The organism is Paenibacillus xinjiangensis (genome assembly GCF_059686975.1).
In genome coordinates this window covers 78,326-101,889 of record NZ_JCAALS010000019.1, presented here as the reverse complement: position 1 = coordinate 101,889, position 23,564 = coordinate 78,326, and the positions used below count along the sequence as shown (strand labels likewise).

General features: G+C 40.3%; 26 protein-coding genes and 1 pseudogene. 20 read left to right on the top strand and 7 right to left on the bottom strand.

Annotation, left to right across the window (positions count from 1 at the left end):
- Positions 1-224: 224 nt before the first annotated feature.
- Both AC6ESP_RS19080 and AC6ESP_RS19075 read right to left on the bottom strand, forming a co-directional pair.
- A complete protein-coding gene (locus tag AC6ESP_RS19080) occupies positions 225-386 on the bottom strand; it encodes a hypothetical protein (protein ID WP_497098321.1) in 162 nt (53 codons plus the stop codon).
- A 139-nt stretch (positions 387-525) separates the two neighbouring features.
- Positions 526-672, bottom strand: a complete 147-nt coding sequence (locus AC6ESP_RS19075) for an SDR family NAD(P)-dependent oxidoreductase (protein ID WP_497098320.1) — start codon at positions 670-672, stop codon at positions 526-528.
- A gap of 263 nt (positions 673-935) precedes the next feature.
- On the opposite strand from AC6ESP_RS19075, the gene trxA reads away from it, so the two are divergent.
- The 6 genes from trxA to AC6ESP_RS19045 all read left to right on the top strand — a co-directional run bounded on the left by trxA (position 936) and on the right by AC6ESP_RS19045 (position 5,377).
- Positions 936-1,253, top strand: a complete 318-nt coding sequence (trxA, locus tag AC6ESP_RS19070; RefSeq protein ID WP_497098319.1) for a thioredoxin — start codon at positions 936-938, stop codon at positions 1,251-1,253.
- A 232-nt stretch (positions 1,254-1,485) separates the two neighbouring features.
- Positions 1,486-2,151, top strand: a complete 666-nt coding sequence (locus AC6ESP_RS19065) for an ArsR/SmtB family transcription factor (RefSeq protein ID WP_497098318.1) — start codon at positions 1,486-1,488, stop codon at positions 2,149-2,151.
- 203 nt (positions 2,152-2,354) lie between these two features.
- Positions 2,355-2,753, top strand: coding sequence for a rhodanese-like domain-containing protein (locus AC6ESP_RS19060; protein WP_497098317.1), 399 nt, complete (start codon positions 2,355-2,357; stop codon positions 2,751-2,753).
- Between the two features lie 70 nt (positions 2,754-2,823).
- The gene (locus tag AC6ESP_RS19055; RefSeq protein WP_497098316.1) at positions 2,824-3,126 is read left to right on the top strand and encodes a thioredoxin family protein; all 303 of its coding nucleotides are present in this window, start codon (positions 2,824-2,826) and stop codon (positions 3,124-3,126) included.
- Between the two features lie 55 nt (positions 3,127-3,181).
- A complete protein-coding gene (locus AC6ESP_RS19050; protein ID WP_497098360.1) occupies positions 3,182-4,291 on the top strand; it encodes a flavin monoamine oxidase family protein in 1,110 nt (369 codons plus the stop codon).
- 159 nt (positions 4,292-4,450) lie between these two features.
- Complete coding sequence (locus tag AC6ESP_RS19045; protein WP_497098315.1) at positions 4,451-5,377, top strand: zinc-binding dehydrogenase; 927 nt, start codon at positions 4,451-4,453, stop codon at positions 5,375-5,377.
- Here AC6ESP_RS19045 and AC6ESP_RS19040 read toward each other — a convergent pair.
- Positions 5,310-5,521 (bottom strand): annotated as a pseudogene (locus AC6ESP_RS19040) (LacI family DNA-binding transcriptional regulator); the annotation flags it as partial. The gene AC6ESP_RS19045 and the pseudogene AC6ESP_RS19040 sit on opposite strands and share 68 nt — an antisense overlap.
- A gap of 344 nt (positions 5,522-5,865) precedes the next feature.
- Between AC6ESP_RS19040 and AC6ESP_RS19035 the strand changes: the two are divergent.
- Entirely contained in the window at positions 5,866-6,132 is a 267-nt protein-coding gene (locus tag AC6ESP_RS19035; protein ID WP_497098314.1) for a transposase, read from the top strand.
- Positions 6,133-6,266: 134 nt separating this feature from the next.
- Here AC6ESP_RS19035 and AC6ESP_RS19030 read toward each other — a convergent pair whose 3' ends face one another.
- Positions 6,267-6,935: an ArsR/SmtB family transcription factor gene (locus AC6ESP_RS19030; RefSeq protein WP_497098313.1), complete on the bottom strand. Its 669-nt coding sequence runs from the start codon at positions 6,933-6,935 to the stop codon at positions 6,267-6,269.
- A 764-nt stretch (positions 6,936-7,699) separates the two neighbouring features.
- On the opposite strand from AC6ESP_RS19030, the gene trxB reads away from it, so the two are divergent.
- The 12 genes from trxB to AC6ESP_RS18970 all read left to right on the top strand — a co-directional run bounded on the left by trxB (position 7,700) and on the right by AC6ESP_RS18970 (position 19,326).
- On the top strand, positions 7,700-8,629 hold the full coding sequence (gene trxB / locus AC6ESP_RS19025) for a thioredoxin-disulfide reductase (protein ID WP_497098312.1): 930 nt from the start codon (positions 7,700-7,702) through the stop codon (positions 8,627-8,629).
- 26 nt (positions 8,630-8,655) lie between these two features.
- Positions 8,656-9,144, top strand: coding sequence for an OsmC family protein (locus AC6ESP_RS19020; protein WP_497098311.1), 489 nt, complete (start codon positions 8,656-8,658; stop codon positions 9,142-9,144).
- A gap of 29 nt (positions 9,145-9,173) precedes the next feature.
- Complete coding sequence (locus tag AC6ESP_RS19015; RefSeq protein ID WP_497098310.1) at positions 9,174-9,515, top strand: thioredoxin family protein; 342 nt, start codon at positions 9,174-9,176, stop codon at positions 9,513-9,515.
- A 63-nt stretch (positions 9,516-9,578) separates the two neighbouring features.
- Complete coding sequence (locus tag AC6ESP_RS19010; RefSeq protein WP_497098309.1) at positions 9,579-10,322, top strand: NADPH-dependent oxidoreductase; 744 nt, start codon at positions 9,579-9,581, stop codon at positions 10,320-10,322.
- Positions 10,323-10,445: 123 nt separating this feature from the next.
- Entirely contained in the window at positions 10,446-11,507 is a 1,062-nt protein-coding gene (locus AC6ESP_RS19005; protein ID WP_497098308.1) for an NADH:flavin oxidoreductase, read from the top strand.
- A gap of 266 nt (positions 11,508-11,773) precedes the next feature.
- Complete coding sequence (locus AC6ESP_RS19000) at positions 11,774-12,430, top strand: carboxymuconolactone decarboxylase family protein (RefSeq protein ID WP_497098307.1); 657 nt, start codon at positions 11,774-11,776, stop codon at positions 12,428-12,430.
- A gap of 23 nt (positions 12,431-12,453) precedes the next feature.
- Positions 12,454-13,182 carry a DsbA family oxidoreductase gene (locus AC6ESP_RS18995; protein ID WP_497098306.1) on the top strand — a complete coding sequence of 243 codons (729 nt, stop codon included), beginning with the start codon at positions 12,454-12,456 and terminating at the stop codon, positions 13,180-13,182.
- A 45-nt stretch (positions 13,183-13,227) separates the two neighbouring features.
- Positions 13,228-13,743: an OsmC family protein gene (locus AC6ESP_RS18990; protein WP_497098305.1), complete on the top strand. Its 516-nt coding sequence runs from the start codon at positions 13,228-13,230 to the stop codon at positions 13,741-13,743.
- A gap of 1,037 nt (positions 13,744-14,780) precedes the next feature.
- The gene (locus tag AC6ESP_RS18985) at positions 14,781-14,996 is read left to right on the top strand and encodes an Asp23/Gls24 family envelope stress response protein (protein ID WP_497098359.1); all 216 of its coding nucleotides are present in this window, start codon (positions 14,781-14,783) and stop codon (positions 14,994-14,996) included.
- 99 nt (positions 14,997-15,095) lie between these two features.
- Positions 15,096-16,274, top strand: coding sequence for a sensor histidine kinase (locus tag AC6ESP_RS18980; protein ID WP_497098304.1), 1,179 nt, complete (start codon positions 15,096-15,098; stop codon positions 16,272-16,274).
- A gap of 2 nt (positions 16,275-16,276) precedes the next feature.
- Positions 16,277-16,915, top strand: coding sequence for a response regulator (locus AC6ESP_RS18975; protein WP_497098303.1), 639 nt, complete (start codon positions 16,277-16,279; stop codon positions 16,913-16,915).
- A 185-nt stretch (positions 16,916-17,100) separates the two neighbouring features.
- Positions 17,101-19,326 carry an MMPL family transporter gene (locus AC6ESP_RS18970; RefSeq protein ID WP_497098302.1) on the top strand — a complete coding sequence of 742 codons (2,226 nt, stop codon included), beginning with the start codon at positions 17,101-17,103 and terminating at the stop codon, positions 19,324-19,326.
- A 113-nt stretch (positions 19,327-19,439) separates the two neighbouring features.
- Here the strand turns inward: AC6ESP_RS18970 and AC6ESP_RS18965 are convergent, their stop codons facing one another.
- Together AC6ESP_RS18965 and AC6ESP_RS18960 are read right to left on the bottom strand one after the other, a co-directional pair.
- Positions 19,440-20,228 (bottom strand): nucleotidyltransferase domain-containing protein, encoded by a 789-nt coding sequence (locus tag AC6ESP_RS18965; protein ID WP_497098301.1) that lies wholly within the window; start codon positions 20,226-20,228, stop codon positions 19,440-19,442.
- Positions 20,229-20,299: 71 nt separating this feature from the next.
- The gene (locus AC6ESP_RS18960; protein WP_497098300.1) at positions 20,300-21,220 is read right to left on the bottom strand and encodes a helix-turn-helix domain-containing protein; all 921 of its coding nucleotides are present in this window, start codon (positions 21,218-21,220) and stop codon (positions 20,300-20,302) included.
- A 271-nt stretch (positions 21,221-21,491) separates the two neighbouring features.
- Here AC6ESP_RS18960 and AC6ESP_RS18955 point away from each other — a divergent pair, with 271 nt between their 5' ends.
- Entirely contained in the window at positions 21,492-22,706 is a 1,215-nt protein-coding gene (locus tag AC6ESP_RS18955) for a cytochrome P450 family protein (RefSeq protein ID WP_497098299.1), read from the top strand.
- A gap of 88 nt (positions 22,707-22,794) precedes the next feature.
- Here the strand turns inward: AC6ESP_RS18955 and AC6ESP_RS18950 are convergent, their stop codons facing one another.
- On the bottom strand, positions 22,795-23,487 hold the full coding sequence (locus AC6ESP_RS18950) for a TetR/AcrR family transcriptional regulator (protein WP_497098298.1): 693 nt from the start codon (positions 23,485-23,487) through the stop codon (positions 22,795-22,797).
- Between the last annotated feature and the right edge of the window lie 77 nt (positions 23,488-23,564).

Here is a 23,564-nt window from a genome sequence, read left to right as displayed (position 1 = left end):
GTTACCCCCTTACTGATCCTTCAACAACCTTCGCACCGCTTTCGGTCAAACCGAGTGTGGCTCCGCCGATAGATAACGGCTGTTCACCAAATTCGTTGGACAACTCAACTCTGATTTGCTGCCGCCAAGGCTAATCCGTGCAGTCTGACGAAGGGTCTGGTTATACAGCTTATCGGGAAGCTTCGTTAGAAAGGAGAACTCTTTGTTTTTTTAATATGTTTCAATTAATGTGCGCTCTGTCCGTCATCCACCGCGAAGTTTTGACCTGCAGCGAAGCCTGCCGCCGGAGAGAGGATAAGAAGATCACCATCTCCGCAATTTCTTCCGGTTGGGTACTCGCCCTGGGGGAATATTGCCAATGACGGTTTGGCAGTATTCCGGGTCATCCAGCCAATCTTTAATCATCAGAGTCTCTGTCAGTCCGGGTTCAATCCCGTTCACACGTCCCCCTTTCGATCGCCGCCGCTTTGGTCAACTCCACGACTCCATTTCTTGGCTTCCACGTAAGGTGCCATGGATCTCAGTTCAATCCTCTGCAACGGATTCGGTATTTACTATGGTGCCGCCGCCGAGCTTCAGCATCGTTTCTATTTCATATTTCATCATCAGGAAGACGCCTTTCAGATCCACTGCAATCGTGCGGTCAAAATCTTGTTCGCACTGGCAAACCATTCTTGGAGAAGGGCATACGGTTGTTCTACTGAAAACAATGCTTAATACGTGAAACTTACGAGTCCTTCAGAAGTATAGATGCTAAAACGTTGGTAATTGGTGAGCGATGTATGAATTCTGCAGATTATGACGTTCCACATCTAAGTAATACTTCAAGAAATTTGACCAGACCTGATTGAGGAGGTTGACTTAATCTGATTTCAAAAGTATAATTCAATTAATCCATTGAATATTTGATAAATTAATTGAGGGGGATTCTATTTATGGGAGCAGTATCTTTAACAAAACAGAATTTTGAGTCGAATATTAACACCGGAGTGACATTAGTCGATTTTTGGGCACCGTGGTGTCCACCTTGTCAAGTGCAACTTCCAATCATAAATGAGCTAGCTGATGATTTAGCTGGACAAGCAACAATAGCCAAAGTCAACGTTGATGAAGAAATCGAATTGGCTCAACAATTTGGAGTTAGAAGTATTCCTACGCTACTCTTATTTAAAGATGGTAAATTGGCTGAGACAATGGTAGGGGTCAATCAAAAACAAGCTCTTAAAGTAAAGATTCTAGGATTACTCAATTAACAGAGTGATCAACAAATTCATTTTTAATTATTGAAAATATGTAAAGAGAACGACGGATTGGGATTCATCTGAACCGTCGTTCTTTTCAACATAATTATTTAAGCATTCTTGAGCTAGTTCGGAAATTAAATATTGAATCGCTAATTTATACTTGGACATACTTGTAAGTAATTCGAATGCAGAAGGTATAACCGGAATTATAAGGTAGCGCTACAAAGAGAGGAGGGTTCTAATGGAAATTACATCTTCCAAATCAGATATTAAAGAACGTCTGTATCAGCAATTCGCTCGAATTGGGAAATGTTTATCCAGTGACAAAAGACTTGAGATTATGGATCTCTTATCAAACGGACCAAAATCTGTTGAAAGTTTGGCTTCTCAAACTGGTATGAGTGTTGCGAATGTATCCCGTCACTTACAGATTTTGCTAGAAGCGAAGTTAGTTAAATTTCACAAGAAAGGTACTTTTGTTATATATAATATTAGTGACTCATCTGTAACTCATTTTTTGTCCTCTTTATGGAATTTGTGCGAGGACAGACTCGCTGACATAAAACTGATTAAGGATGAATTGAAAAGGCAGTACGAAGGTGTTCAAACTATCACAAAAAATGACCTAATGGTTAAAATGAAGCAGGATAACATAGTTCTCATTGATCTTCGACCAGTTGAGGAGTATGAAACATCTCATATCCCAGGTGCTATTTCTGTACCCTTAGAGCAGCTGGAAGAATACCTAAAAACAATAAATAAAGCGGATGTAGAAGTTGCTGCATACTGTCGTGGTACCTATTGTTCTCTTGCAGCTCAAGCTGTTGATTACATTCAAAAACTGGGCTTCACAGCATATCGAATAGAAGAAGGAGCCCGAGAGTGGAATGTTTACGATGGAGAATGAAGAGAATCGATCATACCGAAAATTAATCATTAAATTCAACTTCAATTGATTTTAAGGATTTCACTTAATAATACATTACAGAATGGAGTAGATATAAATGGAAAATCCAAAAAATCCAAAGGGGATAAACCTTTGAAATTAACAGCAATCACGACCAGACAAAAACGGAAGTTCTTTAGTCTAGTTTCAGACTGGGATAACAAATGATTATGTATGCTTTGATATTAGTTTTTTTGCTAATTTACTGGCTAATTCAACATTTCCGCTTCCTTCGCAGTGTAACCATGTTATCTTTAAAATCAAACCCAATCCAGGTGCCCGATACTATTAAATGGCTTGACATTAGAGATAGTTACGATTTTGAAAAAGAGCATGTTCCGGAATCCATCAATATTTCCCTAGGACGATTGCCTTTTGTTTGGGGAAAAGATTTGTCTCCAAAAGATAGCGTAATTATATTGACGGATCAATTTTTTAAAGGAAAAAAAGCGGTACGTATTCTACGAAAACAGGGATTTCATGATTTATATTTATTAGTAGGTCCAGTTTCTCAATCTATTGAATGGAGTCAGCAAAGTAAATTAGGACAATATTGCATATGATAGGATCTCAGTTCCGAATAACATACAGTAAGGCGGGAGATTAATGATAAATGTCCAAGAAATAACTTCGGTGAATGAAATTGATATGTTTATCCAAAATAACCGATTAAGTATGCTATATATATCTCAAGATGATTGTAATGTATGTCATGCAATTTATCCCAAATTAAAAGAATTACTTACCAACTATCCAGAAATAAAACTTGCGCATATAGATGCTAGTCAGGTAGAGGCGGTTGCAGGAAAATTATTGATTTTTACAGTTCCCGTGATCATCTTATATTTTGAGCAAAAGGAATATCTTCGTGAAGGACGGTTTGTTCAGTTTGAACAATTAGAAGCACGATTAGAACAGTTGTACAGTGCGGTATGAATTCTATGGTAATATCAACATGAAAATAAAACTATTTAATCCGATGGAGAAAAGAATGAAGAATTCCGTGATTATTATTGGTGCTGGTTTAAGTGGCCTGCGAGCTGCTAACTTACTCACAGCACAAGGTATTGGATGTAAGATTTTGGAGGCTCGCAAAAGGATTGGTGGTAGGATTTTAAGTACCACCAGTCCCGACAAACCTGAACTGGGTCAATTTGATCTTGGACCCACTTGGTTCTGGCCGCAATATGAGCGTACGATCACCAAACTCGTTCAAGAGCTACACCTCGAAACTTTCGTTCAGCACACCGAAGGGGCAATGTTATTTGAGCGGTATGAGAACCAAGCGCCTGAACGCCATATCCTCCCGGATCACTCCATGGAGAGATCATTGCGATTTTCAGGTGGCGTACAATCTTTAATAGATGCATTAGCTAGTAAGTTGCCACTTGAAATCTTTGATTTAGAAACACGTGTGAAGACAATAAAATTAAACGATCAAAACTCCATCACGATAACCACAGAACTTGCAGATGGACAAACAAAAGAGTTTATCGCTCGTGCTGTTATTCTAGCATTACCGCCTCGAATTATTGCACAACAGATTACTTTTATTCCTTCATTCCCTCCTGAAACGAACTTAAACCTTATCAACAAACCAACCTGGATGGCTGGACAAGCCAAGGCTGTAGCTGTTTATGATGAGCCTTTTTGGAGAAAAGATGGACTTTCAGGTTTCGCATCGAGTTGGGTAGGGCCTCTGCGGGAAATTCATGATGCATCTCCCAAAACAGGCTCGGGTGCATTATTTGGTTTCTTTGGCATGCCTCCGGAGGTCCGCAAACAGTTAGGGGAAAAGGAGGTTTTAGAGCAAGTGAAGGAACAGTTGATTAGGCTTTTCGGCCCGTCAGCAATAAAAGTAAGGACTATTATTTATAAAGATTGGTCTGCGGATGTCGATACGACTATATCCGCAGATCGTATTCCACTTCAAAATTTTCCACATTACGGACCTATACTTGTATCTGGGGAATGGAAAAATAAAATTGCTTTTGCTGGAACAGAAACAAATACAGAATTTGGGGGACATCTTGAAGGTGCACTTCAGTCAGCTGAAATTGCAGTCTCAAAAATCATCAATCAGATAACAAAAATACAATGAATAATATATTTGTACAACAACAAACTAACAAGAAGTTTCAACGAATCTATCCGTAATGAAAATAATTAATTCAATCATTCAATTAATTAATTGAATGCTTGAATTAATTTAAACTATACTAATGAAGTTCCTTCATTTTAAAAATATGGAGGTTTATTCATGAAGAAAATGAAAGCCATGCAAATTCCAGCTACAGGAGAAAAAATGAAGTTAGTTGAGGTGCCGGTTCCGCAGCCGTTAGAAGGGCAAGTATTGCTCCGCGTTGAAGCTTGTGGCGTTTGTAACGGAGATTCAATGGCCATGGGCGGTGGTGCGTCAGCATATCCCCGCATTCCTGGACATGAAGTGATAGGAATCGTTGATGAGCTTGGAGCCGGCGCATCAAAATGGAAAATCGGAGAACGTGTTGGCATTGGATGGAATGGGGGACATAGCCATGTAACCGGATTAACAATAGACGGTGGATATGCGGAGTACATGGTTGCTTATGAAGATAGCTTGTCCAGAATTCCAAATGAAATTTCGGTGATGGAAGCTGCCCCACTAATGTGTGCTGGAGAAACAACCTTTAGTGCCATCAAAAATAGTAAAGCTCGTCCTGGTGATTTGTTGGCGATTCAAGGGGTTGGTGGACTGGGGCATCTTGCCGTTCAATTTGCAAGCAAAGCCGGATTTCGCACCGTGGCTATTTCTCGAGGAAATGATAAAGAAGCTCTCGCACGTGAACTTGGAGCCCATCACTATATTGATTCGGCCAAAGAAGATCCGGCTGAGGCATTACAAGCATTAGGCGGTGCGAAAGTCATCTTGGCAACTGCACCTAACGCGAAGGCGATTTCCTCTCTGATAAACGGGTTGGGTCAAGACAGCGAGCTAATCATTGTGGCAGGTTCCAGTGATCAATTAGAATTGTCAGCGATGGACTTTTTGAAAGGACCTAACACAGTCAAAGGTACGTTTACAGGCGGACCGAAAGAAATACAAGCGACGATTAATTTCAGTGTCCTGACGGATACTCGTCCCATGATTGAGTCATTATTATTCCAATCTGACGGGTTTCACCTTTTTTTAGAGAGATCGCATTAGCATTGGGGACATAATCAAGCTCCTCAACAATTCCTAAAACTCTTTGTCTCGTTAAATCACTTACGTAGCCGCGTTTATAATTACTCGTGATACAGTTGCTGTGGATACTCCCGCTAAGCGAGCAATTTCTTGAATATTCGCCATTCTAACCACCTCTTAAGAGAAAGCATATCATGTTTCCTAAGCAGCCACAAAGAAGAAAAGGAAGACATTCGGAGCATGCTTTTTTTATGCTTGACATTAAATGCATTACATAAATTACAGTGCAAATCAGTAGCGTTGCATAAAACTTCACATTGAAACTTAAGGCGAGCATGATAGGAAGTGAAGGAACGTTTTCCCCAATCAGTGGCGTAATTATGTTTTTTGAGAATGAAGGGACGTAGTTTGTGTGAATAGACAAAGAGCTACAGAAAAAGGTTAGGCATACGGTACATCAATTGATCTGGGAAAATGGGTAGGCGAGTCCATTGGATTTGTTCTTGGAGATGGGGAAGGTCTCTTCGAAGCTCGTTGAGGAATGGCGCTTCCGAAGCGTCACCTTCGCAGAGCCGAGCATTGTCTATCCGGACAAAGCCGTGATCACAACCGCTCAGCAAGCAGATCATGAACAGATGGACGTCCAGATTGACGAAACGGATGCGACATACTTAATGGACCGCGGCTATCTCGATTATGGCAAGTACGACGAATTCTGCGAACGAGGTGTCCACTTTGTATCGCGTGAGGCGATACCCATTGCTCGAAAAGAATGAAGATGAATTATTTTTTTTGCTTTAAGTTTATTTTAACTAAAAAGGACTTCAGAGCCTAGTTATATTGGCCTTGAAGTCTTTTTAGTTAAGGATTGGAGAAATATATTTGTTCTTATCTGTTCTTTGAAGTCAGCTTAGTGTAATTGAAAATGTTCTTGCCACTCATTCAAGCCCTCTTCCATGCGATAAGCCGTAAAGCCTTCAGATTGTAATTTCTGTGTTGCCAGTGCGGAGTAGACACACAGTGGACCTCTACAATATGCGATGATTTCTGTGTTTTTCGGAATTTCTCTTATCAATACATCTAACTCCTCCATCGGCATCGAAATTGCTCCCGCAATATGATCCATGTCATACTCTTCTCTAGGACGTAAATCCACCAAAATTATTGAATCATTATTAATTTTCTCCCTAATCTCATCCATCGTAAGCGTTTGAACGTCATTAAGATTGTTTAGGAAATCATCTTTCATTCTACTAATGTCAGGAATCTGTTTTTCACTAATTCGCCATAAAGAGGAAAGGAATTCGATGATTTCTGGATCAGCCAAAGAATAGATCACATATGTTCCTTTTTTCGTGAATTTAACCAGTTTTGCATCAAGCAGAACTTGAAGGTGCCGGGATACATTCGCAATATTCATGTCTGTACAGGTAGCTATTTTTTCTACCGTTCTAGAACCATTGGATAGCAGGTTTAAAATCTCAAGACGTTTATCACTGGATAAACATTTTCCGATTCTAGCCAATTGTTTATAAAGATCTTCCTTAAAAGTTTTCGCTGAGTTCAGCATTTCTTCCATTATTGTCAACCTCTATTCTTGTCGTATTATAAAACGGGAATCCCCAATTTCAATTCATGAATAGCAGAAGCCTTAGAACACGCTTTAAACTATAATCCATATCTGAAGAATCGTAATGAGGAAATTAGATACTTACTCAAATATTGATTTTACTCACGAAATCGAACTCTTGGTCATTCAATTGAATATTAAAATTTTAACATGAGCATCCCAAGTGCAGTCAAGTCAAAAGGATAATTTGATAAAATTTATAGGAATACATTATTTAAAAAGTTAAAGAGAAATCCGTTTTATTTCATCTATCCTCATAAACGCAAGATAGCAAGGACTAGTTAAGCCCCATCTGAATGGATTATGTGATTTAAGGGGACAAATCTTGTGCATTTCAGGGGATTTCGTCTCCACTCTAGGGGCGCAGGCTGCAGGTACTGCGAAAGCAGTTCTTCATGGGAACTTGCTCAACTAGTTCGATACGATTAAAAGCAAGGCGATTTATTTATGACCAATGCCCGCGGTATCGTCGTGGGTGACTGGCAAGCTATTACTTGAGACGTTCCAATCGTGGCAGAATCTCATCTCTACTTGTAATGCTTGAATATTGAAAAGATTATTTTGAATTATGGACTTAACAATCCGTGTCTCATTTGTAGTTCTATGGAGGTGTTGACGAACAGATATTCCAATGCTATAATTCAATTATTCAATTGAATATTAAATTTTGTTATACGCAACTGTATAAACACTCAAATTGGGAGGGATAGAATATGTATAAATCTGTTATAGTCGGAACTGGTCCAGCTGGACTGACCGCAGCGATCTACCTGGCTCGTGCTAATATGAATCCGCTCGTCATTGAAGGACTTGAACCAGGAGGACAGCTTACAACAACAACTGAAATCGAGAATTATCCTGGATTTCCAGAAGGCATCATGGGCCCCGAATTAATGGATAATATGCGTAAACAAGCGGAACGATTCGGGGCTACATTTCTTAACGGTTGGGTAAAGACAGTAGATTTGGAAAAACGACCGTTTACATTGGAAGTTGAGGGCAAAGGTTTAATCATTACTGAAACTCTGATCATTTCAACTGGTGCCAGTGCGAAATATTTAGGAATACCAGGTGAAACAGAAAATGTAGGCCGGGGCGTGAGTACTTGTGCCACTTGTGATGGATTCTTCTTTCGAAATAAGGAACTTATTGTAGTGGGCGGAGGCGACACTGCATTGGAAGAGGCCAACTTTCTAACACGATTCGCTTCTAAAGTTACTCTGGTGCATCGTCGAGAAGAACTGAGAGCCTCAAAAATTATGCAAGATCGCGCTCGTTCAAACCCTAAAATTGAGTGGGCTTTAAGCAAAACTCCGCTTGAAGTTGTTGCGGAAGAGCGTGGAGTGACAGGATTGAAAGTCCGGAACAATGTCTCCGGCGAAGAGGAAATCCTAAACGCACATGGTGTATTTGTAGCCATCGGCCATCATCCGAATACGGACTTTTTAAATGGTCAAATTGAGACGGATGAGAACGGCTATATCGTCACAGTACCCGGCACATCAATGACAAATATTTCAGGTGTGTTTGCTTGTGGAGATGTGCAGGATAGTCGGTATCGTCAAGCTATTACTGCAGCAGGATCTGGAGCTATGGCGGCCATGGATAGCGAAAAGTTTATCGATTCTTTAGAAAATATTTAATAACGTGGGGAAAGGAGCATATTAGAATGCCGGATCAAAAAATGGTTATGAATACGGTTTGGTTCAAAGACGCGAAAGGATTTGGTCGCATTAAAAGCGACAATTTACTCACCCAAGTTGCTATCCCTGTTCCTAAAGGGGGAAGTGGCGAAGGTGCTAACCCACAACAACTTCTGATGTCCTCTGCCATTGCTTGTTATGCTCTGACCCTAGCTTACATGTTAGATCGCAAGAAAGTACCCGTTGCTGGGTTCTTTATGGACACAGAAGGGAACACAGCTAGAGGGGTACAACTGAGCATTATACATCGTCCGCATGTTGTTTTATCCTCAAATGCATCCAAGGAAGATATCGCTGTCGTCGAAGCATTATTCCTACAAGCAGAAGAAAAATGCCACATTGGTCAGCTGCTTGTCAAAGCAGGCGTGCCGGTAGGTACCGAAGGCAAGGTATCGATTGATGCTGGAGATGATCTGACAAGTAACTATATTGAACAAAATCAAATGGAATGGTAACCATCCATTAAAAAAAAGGAGATATTAAAATGAAAAAAGTTACCTCTAAAGCCGAATTTGATACAGCTATCCGTTCCCCCAAAATTACAGTTGCTGTTTTCAAAGCAGACTGGTGCCCCGACTGCAAATTCATTGATCCATTCATGCCTGAAGTTGAAGAAAAATTTGCGAATGATCTGGATCTCATCGAAGTGGATGTAGATCAAGTAGGTACTGTAAGTGAAGAACAAAATATTATGGGTATTCCAAGCTTTGTAGCCTATGTCGACGGTAAAGAGCTTACTCGATATGTAAACAAGCTTCGTAAATCACGCGAAGAGATTGAACATTTTCTGCAAAGTGCTGTTGAGGTATATAACAAACGTTCATAAGGGATTTTTCGCTATTTCGTATCAATATAGATACTAATTATAACCAAAGAAAGGTAAGGGACAATGAATAAGAATGAGCTATACGAAATCTTAATGAATCACCGATCTATCCGTAGTTATACGGAACAGCCAGTCAGCGAGCAAGAACTGACACTAATCATGAATTCTGTGCAAGCAGCTCCATCCTCTATCAATGGGCAGCAAGTGACTGTCATAAGTATCGAGGATCGACAAACCAAAGAAAAAATTACTGAGCTGACTGGAAACCAGCCGTGGGTAGCACAAGCTCCTGTGTTCCTATTGTTTTGTGCTGATTTTTTTAGAGCGAAACTTACTGCCGAACAGAATGAAGAACGCTTGGTTATTACCGAAAGTATGGAGTCCATCTTAGTAGGATCAACTGATGTTGGACTGGCGATGGGCAATGCGATTGCAGTAGCAGAATCATTAGAACTAGGTATTGTGCCGATTGGAGGAGTGAGAAACCAGCCGCTTGAATTAATTGAGTTACTCGGGCTTCCTGAATATGTATTTCCTGTAAGCGGACTTGTTGTTGGACATCCAGCTGATTTCTCTGCGAAGAAGCCTCGTTTACCTCAAAAGGCAATTTGGCATAAAGAACGGTACGATACCAACTTAGAAGGCCTTATTAAAGAATATGATCAAACGATCTCTAACTACATGGATAAACGTACAAATGGAAAAGAAACCAGAGGTTGGAGTCAAGAAATATCCTCCTTTTATAACCACATTTATTATCCTGAAGTGAGAAGAATGTTGGAGCATCAGGGATTCGAGTTCAAGTAATGTTATTGATGGAAGAATTTTTTACAAAATTATATGTAAAGACCGATTTGTTTTTAATTGTCGGTAAAATACGAACGTCAACATTACAAAAAACATATTCAGTGATAAAACTTGGAGGTTTTTATGGATAATCAATCTGTTGCAGTTCTTTTTCAACCATTCGAAATGGGAAATCTCAAACTATCTAATCGTATTGTGATGGCACCAATGACTCGAAACTTTTCTCCAAATGGAGTGCCAGGGGAGGATGTCGCTGCGTATTATCGCCGTAGAGCTGAAAATGGTGTTGGACTTATTCTGACAGAGGGTACATTTATCAACCATCCTGATGTTGCATCCGAGGTGCCGGCATGGCAGGAGGACGTACCACACTTATACGGAGAAGATGCGCTAAACGGATGGTCAAAAGTAGTTGATGGTGTCCACGAAATCGGTGGTAAAATCTTCTCGCAAATATGGCACATGGGTGCACGCGGTAACGTCAATGATTACTCTAAAAAAGAAATTTTGGAATTGGTTGAAGCCTTCGAGCAGGCAGCAGCCAATGCTAAAAAAGTTGGTTTTGATGGTATTGAGATTATGGCGGCACATGGATTTTTAATGGATCAATTCTTCTGGGAAAAAACAAACTCGCGTACCGATGAATACGGTGGCGACATGGTCAATCGTACTCGCTTTGCTAGTGAGGTAATCGCAGCTTGCCGACGTGTTGTTGGACCAGATTTTCCAATTGTGCTACGAATCTCACAGTGGAAATATGATGCATATACAGCAAAATTAGTAGAAACTCCAGAACAATTAAAACGTTTCTTAACGCCATTAGTTGATGCAGGCGTTGACATCTTTCATGCCTCTATTCGTCGCTATTGGGAACCTGCATTTGAAGGATCTGAATTGAATCTCTCAGGATGGATAAAAAAATTGACAGGAAAACCAACAATTACAGTTGGATCTGTCGGCCTTGAGGGCGCTGATTTCGTGGATTTCTTTGCTACCGGGGAAGAAGCTAATGGCAAAGCCAACAAGATGGGCGATTTAATCGAGAGATTAGAACGTGAAGAATTCGATTTGATAGCGGTGGGTCGCGCATTATTGGCTGACCCTGAATGGGTAATTAAGATCCGAGATGGACGATCAGAAGAATTACTTCCGTTTACACGTGAGACATTGAACACTTTATATTAAATGGAACTTTAAAAATAACTAAGGTTTAACAAACTGTATTCTAAGGATGCTTTTTTATTGTGAAGGGGAAAGCTAAAATATTCAAAAATTCGGAAAATAGTCAGTTCGCATGCATATGTTGGAAGGCTGAATATATTCCCACTTCGCATAAAGTACTTGACTTGAACACAAGCGCATTCTATTATTCAATAAATCAATTGAAAATAACTATTTTTAATATAAACTCAGAGTATACAAAAAATTTCTAATGAATAGAGGGGCTTTCTATGAGTCATCAAGACAGTTTATTTAAAAAATCAAATTTTAAGCGTATTGGAGAATTTAACTTGGTTTCTCCAGAGATATTCAAGGCATTTATAGCCTTTGAAAATCTAGCATTGGCTGAAGGTAAACTGACGGCAAAATACAAGGAACTCATTGCAATTGCTATAGCCCACACCACGGGATGCCCTTATTGCATTGAGGTTCATGTAAAACAAGCTAAGAAACATGGTGTTTCAAAAGAAGAAATGGCAGAAGCTATAATGGTTGCCACTGCGCTCAAAGCCGGTTCGGCGATGGCTCATGGCGTTAATGCTTTAAATGCGTATGATGGTACCGATGACGACGAGTTATACCGCGCATCTTATATTAATCGACTGCGGGAGTTTACCCAATTAAGTGATTCGTTTAAATCCTTTGCTTCTTTTGATCAGCAAGCATTGAAAGCTGGAATACTTAGTGCCAAGGAAAAAGAATTGATTGCGGTTGCGGTTGCCCATACCACGGGGTGTCCGTATTGCATTGATATTCATACAAAAGCAGCCAAAAAAGCCGCGGCGACTAAAGAAGAGCTTGCTGAATCAATTATGGTAGCTACTGCTTTAAAAGCTGGTTCCGCTCTTGCTCATGGTGTAAATGCACTGGTTGCATTTGACGAATAACTAAACTGAAAAGGGGTAGAAACATGAACATTGAAATCTGGTCTGACATTGCATGTCCATTCTGCTATATAGGTAAACAAAATCTGGAGAAAGCTTTAGAAGGAATACCGTATAAAGATAAAATAAATATTGAATACAAGAGCTTTGAGCTTGATCCGGGAGCTTCTTCATATGATGGGACAAGTTTTGTAGAAAAATTAACCCACAAGTTTGGTGGAAGAAAACAAGCGAAAGAATTCCTGAGTCACTTAACTCAACAAGCCAAAAATGTGGGATTATCCTTTCAATTAGATAGTCTTAAACCTACCAATACACTGGATGCCCATCGTTTATTGAAATGGGCGAAAACGAAAGGTAAAGAAACAACGCTAAATGAAAAATTACTTGTCGCACATTTCACTGAATCAAGAGATGTAGGAGATTATGATACTCTGGCCGATATTGCAGAAGCGGTTGGATTAAATAGAGAAGATGCCCTTGGAGTATTGAGAACGAAGGATCTCTATGCAGATCAAGTCCGAAAAGATCAAGATGATGCTCGTCGAGTTGGAATTAGCGGGGTACCGTTCTTTATATTCAATCAAAAATATGCAGTTTCAGGGGCACAGCCGTCAGAATCTTTTTCTCAAGTGTTGGAGAAAGTTTGGGAAGAGGAGCATCCGGTAACTAAGTTTGAAATTCTTTCTGATGAAACCTCTAGTGAAGGATTATGTACTGATGAAGGGTGTGCGATCCCGCCTAAAAAGTCATAAAGGACAAGTGAGGATTCAATTAATATAAAATAGAGGAGCCTAAACATGAGTAAAATGAATGGTGTAGATGTGAATATGCTCGGAAGCTTGGCAGAAAATTTTAAGAAACACCCTGAGGAGGCGATTTCAGGTTTTGCTTCTACAGTAAAATGGAAAGATGGGTTTTACTCGGAGGCCGAGGTTGGGGACTATAAGCCGGTACCCATTGATGAACCAGAATGGCTTTCCGGAACTGGAAAAGGGCCTAATCCCGTTGAGCTTTTGTTAAGTGCACTTGGCGCATGTGTAGGTGTTGGATTCATTGCCACAGCTAGTGGTATGGGGATTAAAATACATTCGTTGGACGTTGATGTTACTGGCGAAATAGATCTGAACGTTTTCTTTGGCTTAAAAGAAGGGAATCCTGGCTTTGATGAAATAAACGTTCGTTTCAATGTGGACAGTGAAGCAGATGAAGCACAGGTTGAAAAGTTGATTGCAAAAGCCATAGAAATATCACCTGTGAGAAACACCATTGAAAGAAACGTTAAAGTGACTTCGGCGTATACACTTAACAGTTAAAACCATGAATACTTGATTGTTTTGCCAGAAGCTAGACATTATGCGAGGAACACATAGCATAATGTCTACTTTTTTTAGAATAATAGGATAGGATCATGTTCTGGGCCTGTTTACAAACAAAACGGTTGATCAAATGATCAACTGTCGGGTGACAAGAACTTGATAACATTCCCGATGAGTGACAAGAACGTTGTAACTTTCCCGACAAGGCGAGATCCACTGGCAAGCCTTTTAGTAAATACCCAGCATGCCGGTACTACAGGGGGGTTCTCTACAGCCTGAGGAGCTAAAAGCTCCTCTTTTTTTATCAAATTGTACGAATCATGAAAGTGCTCAACTCTATTCCATCTGTGGACTCAAGTTGGACATCTAACAGACACCTCGCCAAAAGATCAACCAAGCCGCATCATTCTTTTTTTGGCCCTTTCTATACCCCTAAATAACATCTCAACAAACATCCCGAATCGCCAGAAAAGCGATGGCATCCTTGTCGACACTGAGGTCTAGTTTGATTTCTCCATCTGTGATTTTCTTTATACGGCTTTTTATTTATTGTATAGAGGCTCTTATCGTTTGCGCAAGAAAAGAACTTCTATACAAAACTACTTTGTCGTCCGACAACTTTTTATTTTGACATGGTGGTCACGACTGGCCGGTGTGGAAAAATGATTTATATCACTTTTCGCAGCTTATCTTTATATAAGCAACGTATCGCCCGGAAGGGATTTTTTATGCAGAATGAGTCGGTTATTACTCAAAACCAACGCGTCGTAACTTGGTGCGAATTGCATTTTATATATGAAACTCTATCAAAATAGATAAAATGCCCGATAGTACATATGCTTATGGCCTTTTGTACATTTTTTTTTATGTGACTTCCTTTATGATAAGCATATAAGCTAGGAGATCATCTTGAGTGTGAGAGGAGCATGTGTTTTGGAAGGAGTACATGAAGGAATAATTAATATTTCAGATCAGGTTATTGCTAAAATCGCACATAAAGTTGTACAGAATACAGGTTCAATTGTTTAAAGAGGATCCGTGGTAATCATCCACAAAACGGCATTATGGTAAATACGAATCAACAAGAGGTAGTGATTGACTTACGCATTAACGTTAGCTATGGATGTAAAATTCATGAGGTTTGTAGTGCATTGCAACAAAATGTGGCGAAGGAGATAGAGCATTTGACTGGGCTATTGGTCACAGAAATTCATGTGACAGTGGAAGAAGTGTTTTTTCTGAAAGAATAAAAATGGGTACACTATCGTTCTAAGGACGAAAGGGCATGTAGTAACGAAGACTTTAATTTGTTGATTTACGTATATAATGCTAGATAAAGGGGTGGGAATATGGAGAGAAACAGGGGGAATGAGTTAAGCATTTCAAGGGTTCCCATTCTATTATGGGTGGTGCTTGTTTATGCAGCTACAATTATTTTGCAGAATACGGTAGATCCTCGTTTGTTACAAAGTTTACTATTTACAGCTGTAATCTCACTTCATGCACTTCTACATTGGAAGACGCATACTCTCGTTGAGAACCGGCCATGGGTATACTTTGTTATACAAGGTCTGTTAATTTTTGTTTCAGCTCTACTAATGCCAGCAGGTTTTCCAGCAGCTTTACTCGGATTGTTTCCGGTTTTAATTGCACAGAGTGTTAGTATTTATTATCGCAAAGTTAAAATATTATATCTCTTTTTATTATTTTATGCTTTATTTTGCTTAGCAATCGTAAGTGTAAGAGAAGTGGAGCGACTTGCTTTATTTATTCCACTGCTCCTTTTGATAATGATTGTTGTTGTTGCTTATGCCGTATTATTCTATCAACAAGTTCGTGAACGTGTTCGTACACAAACATTTCTGCGTGATCTAGAAATCGCTCATATGAAAGTCGAGGAACTGACACTTGCTAATGAAAGACAACGTCTGGCACGAGATCTGCATGATACCCTTGCACAAGGGGTCGCTGGATTAATTATGCAGCTTGAAGCGGTTGGTTCTCATCTGTTGAATGGAAATACAAGCAGAGCCTATGAAATTGTTGAGCAATCCATGCGGCAAGCGCGTAAGACACTTGCTGATGCACGTGAAGCGATAGATGATCTACGTTCAGAAGCATCGTCAGAAATAAAATTTGAAGAGATTATTCAAGAGGAAGTAGAACACTTCATACATGCTACAGGGATTAGTGTTGCACTGACTATGCAAATTCGATTAATGTGGTCCAAAATTGTGATAGAGCATAGTCATCATATTATAAGTGAGTGCTTGACGAATATTGCCAAGCATGCACGAGCTCAGCATGTTTGGGTTACCATTGCTGATAAGCATCACGCCCTAGTCTTAGAAATAAAAGATGATGGAAAAGGTTTTGACACAGATGAAATAGGCAAAATACCTGGACACTATGGGCTAATTGGCATCCGTGAACGCGTTCGTTTGATTGGCGGCAACGTAGAGATAGTGAGCCGAGCAGAAGAAGGCACTTTGATTCGCATACAGAAGCAGATATCCAAAGGGGAGTAATGATGAAATATAAAGTGCTGATCGTTGATGATCATTGGCTGGTTAGGGAAGGTCTCAAGCTGATTCTTGAAACAGACGACAGATTTCAAGTTATAGGTGAGGCTGAAGATGGATCGATTGCGATACGTATGATGGAAGAGCTAAGTCCAGATGTTGTCTTAATGGATCTGAATATGCCCGTCATGAGTGGCCTAGAAACACTGGACCGTATGAAGATACAGGGTATAGATATACCTGTAATTATTCTGACAACGTACAATGAAGACAAGCTTATGCTTAATGGCTTGGAGAAGGGGGCTAAGGGTTACCTGCTTAAGGATACAACTAGGGATAACCTAATTCGAACCATTGATTCGGCCATTAGAGGTGAAACCTTGCTTCAACCTGATGTAGTAACGAGAATCTTTAGAGCGCGTAATGCGTCATCTGAAATTAAAGCAGCAACCCAAATCACAGATAAGGAAGTACAGATTCTTGAATCTATTTCTAAAGGCTTTCGCAACAAGGAAATTGCCTATAAACTTGGAATGTCAGAACGGACGGTAAAAGCTCATATCACCAACATTTTCAATAAGTTAGGTGTTGACTCAAGATCCCAAGCCGTTGCGATAGCTATTGAGAAAGGAATACTACAGCTATAATCAAATAATGAAAGTGCACAGGAGGCTCTGTGCGCTTTTTTTGTGTTGAAAGTCAGTAAGGCCATGATGCCCTAAAGTACATCAAACACATGTCCATATGGACGATTTATTCAAAGGAAATCTTAGCTACAATGAAATAAGCAACACGATTTGTGTTTATTCTTATTTACGGAGGTTGGAGAAATATGGCTAAGTATTTGTATTTATTGGGGCGTTGGGCTTATCGTTCCCGAATAAAAGTGATTATTGGTGGAATACTCGTTTTGTTACTTACAGCTGCAGCTGCATTGAGTATGGGAATATCTTTCACAGGTGATTTGTCCATTCCTGGTACGAAATCGGAGGAAGCGGGGCAAGTATTAACCAAAGAGTTCGCCGTAGCAGAACAAAGCGGTGGACAGGTCATGCTAATCTTCAAAGCACCTGAAGGTGAAACACTACAATCAGATATTGTAGCTAATCAGATTGGCAATGTACTGAATAAAGCGGCTGAAGATTCTGCCGTTGCTGAGGTTATAAGTCCATTTGACAATGGATCGCTGAACGAAACAAGTCAAATAGGCTACGCTTCTATCGTTTATAAGGTACCCGCGAGTGAAGTGAGCGAGGTTTCCAAGGAGCATGTACTGAATATTATTGAAGATACTCGGCAAGAAGGCATCCAGACAGAACTAGGTGGAGATGTCGCATTTTCTGAATTAGAGATCATGAGTGCAATGGAGGCTGTTGGTGTCATCGTAGCTTTTGTTGTGCTAGCATTGACATTAACATCCTTCCTAGCGGCAGGAATACCGATTCTTACAGCCATAATTGGACTCGGTATTGGAATCATGTGTATATTGATCGGATCAAATATCGTGGATATGTCATCGGTCTCCATTACTTTGGCAGTGATGCTTGGGCTTGCAGTTGGAATCGATTATGCATTGTTTATATTAGCGCGATTCCGACAGCAGCTCGCAGAGGGATATGATGTTGAGGATTCAGTCGCAATTGCGAATGCAACAGCCGGTAGTTCTGTCGTATTCGCTGGCTTAACCGTCGTCATTGCCCTATTGGGTTTATCGATTGTACAAATACCTTTCCTGGCTATGATGGGATTAGCAGCTTCTGTGTGTGTGTTCGTATCCATTCTTATTGCGATTATATTCGTACCAGCAGTACTTTCAATTGCAGGTCACCGTATCGGCCCAGCACGTCAAAATGCTCTCTTGAAAAAACTCAAAAGAAAGAATTCGAAGACCTCTGTATTGGAAGCTTGGAGCAAGCTGATTGCGAGTCGTCCAGCTTTTGTTGCTATCGCAGGTATCGTCATTCTGGCCATTATCAGCATTCCGTATTTTCATATGCAGCTTGGACTTCCTGATAATGGTATGAAATCCGAGGAAACGACAGAGCGCCGCGCTTTTGATCTGCTCTCGGAGGCTTATGGTCCTGGTTATCATTCTCCATTGATTATCGTTGCACTGGCTGAAGGAGCAAGTGATTCACAAGCAGCAATTGCCAAGGCAACGGAAGGATTAAGTTCATTGGAGAATGTCGCTAGTGTTACACCGGCTTATCCTAGTCCCTCGGGGAACGCAGTGATGCTGACTGTTACACCTCAGAGTGGGCCGCATGATTCCGAAACTGGGGATCTGGTACAGCATATACGGGAGCTATCACTTAGTACGGAGAAACAAGATCAGGTTAAGCTACTGGTTACAGGAGGAGCAGCAGTCAATATTGACATATCAGACAAGCTAAGTCAGGCGCTTCCAAAATTTGCACTGGTTATTGTTCTTCTAGCTTTAGTACTATTGACCATGGTATTCAGATCGATTCTAGTTCCTATAAAAGCGGTTCTTGGATTCTTATTATCGCTAGCAGCTACACTTGGCTTCGTAGTTTTTGTACTACAGGATGGGAATATGATGGGCTTATTCGGAATACCGGAAGCAGGACCAATCCTTAATTTCCTTCCGGTTATCGTGGTTGGCATTTTGTTCGGACTGGCTATGGATTACGAAGTGTTCTTGGTTAGTCGTATGCGAGAGGAGTATACACACACTGGTGATTCACGTAAAGCGGTTATGTCCGGCATACGCAACAGTGGGGCAGTCGTAACAGCCGCAGGACTAATCATGATTGCTGTATTTGCCGGATTTATTTTTGCAGAGGATCCGATTATTAAATCAATGGGACTTGCACTGGCCTTCGGTGTTCTGTTTGACGCGTTTGTGGTCAGAATGGCCATCGTTCCAGCGATTATGATGCTTCTTGGTAAATCTGCTTGGTATTTGCCTAAGTGGATGGATCGCATTTTGCCTAATATCGATGTGGAAGGTGAAGCAGTTATGAGTCAATTGACTGCGCCTAAGAAAAATAGCTCTACTTCTGAAATACCACCATACAAGGAAAAAGCGATTTAACCTAATTGCAAATACTAATTTGAAAGACCGATTCATTACGAAATTCCAAGAAGGTCAGGAGAATATTCCTGGCCTTCTTTTTCTGCTTACTAAATTTTAATCGGAGTTTGCAATTATCTGTCTGGAACTGGAGGAGACTGATTCAACCAGTTCCATTCATTATTTTGAACAAACAGGCTCACTGCCTGCTCGAACGATAATTCCAATTCTCTGAATCCTAATATGACTTGGGCTAATTCCATGCTTTGCTCATAATTTGGATTGCTCAAAAGTTTGTTTGCAAGTTCAATGAAGCTATCAGGCTTCTCTGGTGATTTTTCCACAGCAGCCATCATGTCCTTATGACAAGGAAACAATAGACGATTGTGAGCTAAGATGATTCGACTTCCGAACAAGACCAGATTGTTGACGGCATGCGATAGCAAGTAAGGATTATTCTTTTTGACACCCTCTCCGGCAAAATAATAACCGTAAAGCATGACCTGTGCTTGAAAATCTCTAATATTATTGATTCGATTCTGCTCGGGATATATCGGAATTCTGGCGAGTAATTCTTTTAAATTGGGGATTGTGAAGTAGATAGCTTCGGAACCGAGGAAGGATGCTCGTGTCGGTTCGCTTCCTCTCTCGGCCGCAAGCTCAAGAAACCGCATATTGATAATTTTACCGTCTATGTAGCCACCCTCATAATTGCAAACATCATGGTTGCTGTAAGACAACGAATTGGTTTGCTTTCTCTTGTCAAATTCATCATCAGTAACAAGTAAATAAACGTCGATGTCCGATGCTGCTCTGGCAGTGCCATGAGCAATAGAACCGCTTGTAATTACAGCATAGAGGTATGGTTCGGATTGCAGCACTTCAATTAGCTTGTCTAACGATTGTTTATGATGTGTAAACATAATATCGCCTCGCTTTCATTTGTTGGCACTCTCATAGTAACCGTAAACGAATGATAGCAATGCATCTATAGTCATTTCTGCCAAACAGATAATTGATTGAAAATTGGAGTAGAAATCCATTCAAAGGATTGTTTCCTTAATTCAGCAGGTGTTATGTTGAACCGTTCTTCGAATAGACCATAAAAGTGTTTCATGTCAATGATGCCGACCTCCTGTGCAATTGACTGTATGCTTTTACCCGTGTTCTGAAGTAACCATAAACTGTTCAGTATTCGGATATCCTGAAGCATCTTAATAAAGGACACACCCGTCAATGACTTAAAGAGACGTTGAAAATGTCGAACACTTAAAGCTACTTGGTGGCTGAGCATGCTTAAGGAAAGGGGCGTACTGAAATTGGATGCCATGAATTGCAAGGCTGTATGGATCGGGTATTGATATTCGGTAAGTACTTGCATGTCATTCGTTTTGTGGGTAAGTGAAGATAAATGTGATAGTAGGCTATGTAACGCAGTTCCAAGGTTTGGTGTAGCTTTGTGTCCATTCCGTTGTAATTCACAGAACATGGATTGCAGGACCGGTTTCACTTGGGCTGTCATCTTGCGAAATGAATACCAGCTCCCCATGTTTCGAACCCAATTTTGTCCTAATAAAAAGTCCTTTATAAGCTTTCTTTCTTGAAATTCGGGAAGATATTGCACAATTTCGTGCTGATACATGCAATTCCACACTTTAAGCGGATGTTGACCTGATAAATCTAAGGGTTGAAACACGTGTGGAACGCCGGGAGGTATGATGAATAAGTCGCCTTGAGTGACAAGGAATTTTTCACCATGAATGAAGTGAATTCCTTCACCCTCTGCTACATAAGCGATCTCAATAAAGTCGTGCTGATGCTGAATTAAAAATGGCGTTTCTCTGCTTAACGTCATAGCAATGGCAGCATAAGACGTAAAAATATGGTGACCTTCGAGTAATGGGATTGATCTCATCGCTATTTCTCCACTCCCAACAAAAATACAATTTAACTGGAGGAGTCCTTAAGTCCCTGTTAAAAACATCATGACACGAACATTCATCTGCAAGCAAGCATAGATAAAAAAGAGTTATATCAGCTTTATATTTCGCTATATAAGGAGGTTAATTTGTTCGTTAAACTTAATCTATTAATCACAATCAGGAGGAGGGAATTAACTTAATAGCTTATAGTTCTCTGATATGCATGTAACAAAAAAACTATTCAAGAGAGAAGGAATACAAACGATGAATCAGGAGAAAAATGACCAGAAGCCAATGGTTGATTTTTTCGATCAGAAGTTTGTTCGAAACCCATTTCCTGTCTATAGTGAGATTCGCAGAGAAGAGCCAGTATATCGTTTTATGATGCCAAATGGCGAGTATGCGTGGATTATTACTCGATATGAAGATGCACTTTCCATCCTGAAAGACCCTCGGTTTGTTACAAAACCTCCTTGGATGCAAAAAGAAGATCCAGATGGTAATGAAAACAATAACATCCTTTCAAAAAATCTGCTTAGTGTAGGCCATGCTGATCATCGACGTCTTCGCAATCTTGTCCAGAAGGCATTCACACCGCGGATGATCGAAGGGTTGCGAGGGCGTATCGAAGAGATTAGTAATCTTTTACTAGACAGGGTGCAGGATAAAAAAGAAATGAACCTAATAGATGATTTTGCATTTCCATTGCCCATTATCGTCATTTGTGAAATGCTCGGCGTACCGATCCAAGATCAGGATAAGTTTCGAGAGTGGTCGAATACGATAATGGAAGGTGCTTATAATCCTTCTTATACCAAGGATGGTGCGAAGGTTGTTGAAGCTTTTATTAACTATTTGCATGGATTAATTATGGAGAGACGGCATAATCCTCAGAATGATTTGATTAGTGATTTGATCAAAGCAGAAGAGCAAGGTGACAAACTCTCTGAGCAAGAAATGTATGCTCTCATATTTGTATTGATTATTGCAGGACATGAAACAACCGTTAATTTAATCGGGAATGGGGTGCTTGCTTTACTAGAATTTCCTGAGCAAAAGGAAAAGCTGCTGAAGCAGCCCGAGCTCATTCATTCAGCGATTGAGGAGATTTTACGTTATAACGGACCTGCAGAAGTTAGCAATATTCGATGGGTGACAGAGGATGTTGAGTTCCAAGGAAAGTCTATTCTGGAAGGAGATATGGTTCTTATCTCGTTTGCTTCAGCTAACCGAGATACAGAGCAATTTCAAGATTCCGATACATTAGACATTACAAGACAAGCAAATCAACATCTTGCATTCGGCAAAGGTATCCATTACTGTCTAGGAGCTCCATTAGCGAGGCTGGAAGGGGAAATTGCCATCAGCACATTGTTCTCACGGATGCCTGAACTTCGTCTGAGAACGAATGCAGAACAGTTGGAGTGGCGTCCAGGAATTATCATCAGGGGTGCAGTAGAGATCCCTATTATATTCTAATAATAGAGAAAGTGGCGATAGGAAGGATTATGCCCTCCAGATCGCCACTTTCTTTGAATTCGTATTAGCTTCTTCCATTCTATTCACATCAAGCATTGGAAGCAGGCTTCAAATACTCAAGGAACACATTCTTCAAAACATGGAGCTGCCCAACCGTTCCAGTATGTTCATTGAATATGACCAAATTATAGGACATAGATATTTTTTTGGTAAAACTGCCGAATACGTTAATCAACGTTATTAACGTATCATCGACAGAAATATCTTTGCGAATGGACCCGTCCTCATTTCCTTGTTCGATAAGTGCTCTAAAAAGAAGCTTGTTACTCTCAAAAATAGCATGATATTCATCAAGAATATCGACCTGCTCATGTGATAATGAAGCCCAGCTTTCAAACGCTTCAATCAGTTGTATGTTCTCACGATGCTCCTCTTGATGAAAGGAAATAAACAGGTCAAATAGATATCCGAGTTTCTCCATACAAGAACCGTTCATTTCAATCACAGAGCTGAAGGCTTCTGACTGTGAGGATATAATGGAGCTTGCTATCGCAACGATTAACTTCTCTTTTTTCGGAAAATAGCGAAAGACGGTAGCAATGCCAAGAGGTACTTCATCCGCAATCTCCTGCATCGTTGTCTTATCGAAACCTTTTCTGACAAACAGCTTTTTTGCTGCTTCCATAATGCTTTCCTCACGCCTTAATTTGACGCTGAGGCGTTCCTGCTCGTATCTGCTCTTCGCGTTCAACACTTTAATTCCCCATCCTGCTTGATTCATTGTGTAGACATGCTAACAAACATAATGCCATCTGTCAATTGAGCAGGCAATGATGTAAATCTAATGGAGTTGTATTG

Coding starts and splice junctions, on each gene's coding strand:
- AC6ESP_RS19010 (WP_497098309.1), top strand. CDS start 9,579: ATGAATAAGAATGAGCTATACGAAATCTTAATGAATCACCGATCTATC.
- AC6ESP_RS18950 (WP_497098298.1), bottom strand. CDS start 23,487: ATGAATCAAGCAGGATGGGGAATTAAAGTGTTGAACGCGAAGAGCAGA.
- AC6ESP_RS19035 (WP_497098314.1), top strand. CDS start 5,866: ATGGGGAAGGTCTCTTCGAAGCTCGTTGAGGAATGGCGCTTCCGAAGC.
- AC6ESP_RS19020 (WP_497098311.1), top strand. CDS start 8,656: ATGCCGGATCAAAAAATGGTTATGAATACGGTTTGGTTCAAAGACGCG.
- AC6ESP_RS19000 (WP_497098307.1), top strand. CDS start 11,774: ATGAGTCATCAAGACAGTTTATTTAAAAAATCAAATTTTAAGCGTATT.
- AC6ESP_RS19075 (WP_497098320.1), bottom strand. CDS start 672: ATGGTTTGCCAGTGCGAACAAGATTTTGACCGCACGATTGCAGTGGAT.
- AC6ESP_RS18955 (WP_497098299.1), top strand. CDS start 21,492: ATGAATCAGGAGAAAAATGACCAGAAGCCAATGGTTGATTTTTTCGAT.
- AC6ESP_RS19050 (WP_497098360.1), top strand. CDS start 3,182: ATGAAGAATTCCGTGATTATTATTGGTGCTGGTTTAAGTGGCCTGCGA.
- trxA (WP_497098319.1), top strand. CDS start 936: ATGGGAGCAGTATCTTTAACAAAACAGAATTTTGAGTCGAATATTAAC.
- AC6ESP_RS18995 (WP_497098306.1), top strand. CDS start 12,454: ATGAACATTGAAATCTGGTCTGACATTGCATGTCCATTCTGCTATATA.
- trxB (WP_497098312.1), top strand. CDS start 7,700: ATGTATAAATCTGTTATAGTCGGAACTGGTCCAGCTGGACTGACCGCA.
- AC6ESP_RS19045 (WP_497098315.1), top strand. CDS start 4,451: ATGAAGAAAATGAAAGCCATGCAAATTCCAGCTACAGGAGAAAAAATG.
- AC6ESP_RS18975 (WP_497098303.1), top strand. CDS start 16,277: ATGAAATATAAAGTGCTGATCGTTGATGATCATTGGCTGGTTAGGGAA.
- AC6ESP_RS19080 (WP_497098321.1), bottom strand. CDS start 386: ATGACCCGGAATACTGCCAAACCGTCATTGGCAATATTCCCCCAGGGC.
- AC6ESP_RS19030 (WP_497098313.1), bottom strand. CDS start 6,935: ATGGAAGAAATGCTGAACTCAGCGAAAACTTTTAAGGAAGATCTTTAT.
- AC6ESP_RS18990 (WP_497098305.1), top strand. CDS start 13,228: ATGAGTAAAATGAATGGTGTAGATGTGAATATGCTCGGAAGCTTGGCA.
- AC6ESP_RS18965 (WP_497098301.1), bottom strand. CDS start 20,228: ATGTTTACACATCATAAACAATCGTTAGACAAGCTAATTGAAGTGCTG.
- AC6ESP_RS18970 (WP_497098302.1), top strand. CDS start 17,101: ATGGCTAAGTATTTGTATTTATTGGGGCGTTGGGCTTATCGTTCCCGA.
- AC6ESP_RS18980 (WP_497098304.1), top strand. CDS start 15,096: ATGGAGAGAAACAGGGGGAATGAGTTAAGCATTTCAAGGGTTCCCATT.
- AC6ESP_RS18960 (WP_497098300.1), bottom strand. CDS start 21,220: ATGAGATCAATCCCATTACTCGAAGGTCACCATATTTTTACGTCTTAT.
- AC6ESP_RS19060 (WP_497098317.1), top strand. CDS start 2,355: ATGATTATGTATGCTTTGATATTAGTTTTTTTGCTAATTTACTGGCTA.
- AC6ESP_RS19015 (WP_497098310.1), top strand. CDS start 9,174: ATGAAAAAAGTTACCTCTAAAGCCGAATTTGATACAGCTATCCGTTCC.
- AC6ESP_RS19005 (WP_497098308.1), top strand. CDS start 10,446: ATGGATAATCAATCTGTTGCAGTTCTTTTTCAACCATTCGAAATGGGA.
- AC6ESP_RS19065 (WP_497098318.1), top strand. CDS start 1,486: ATGGAAATTACATCTTCCAAATCAGATATTAAAGAACGTCTGTATCAG.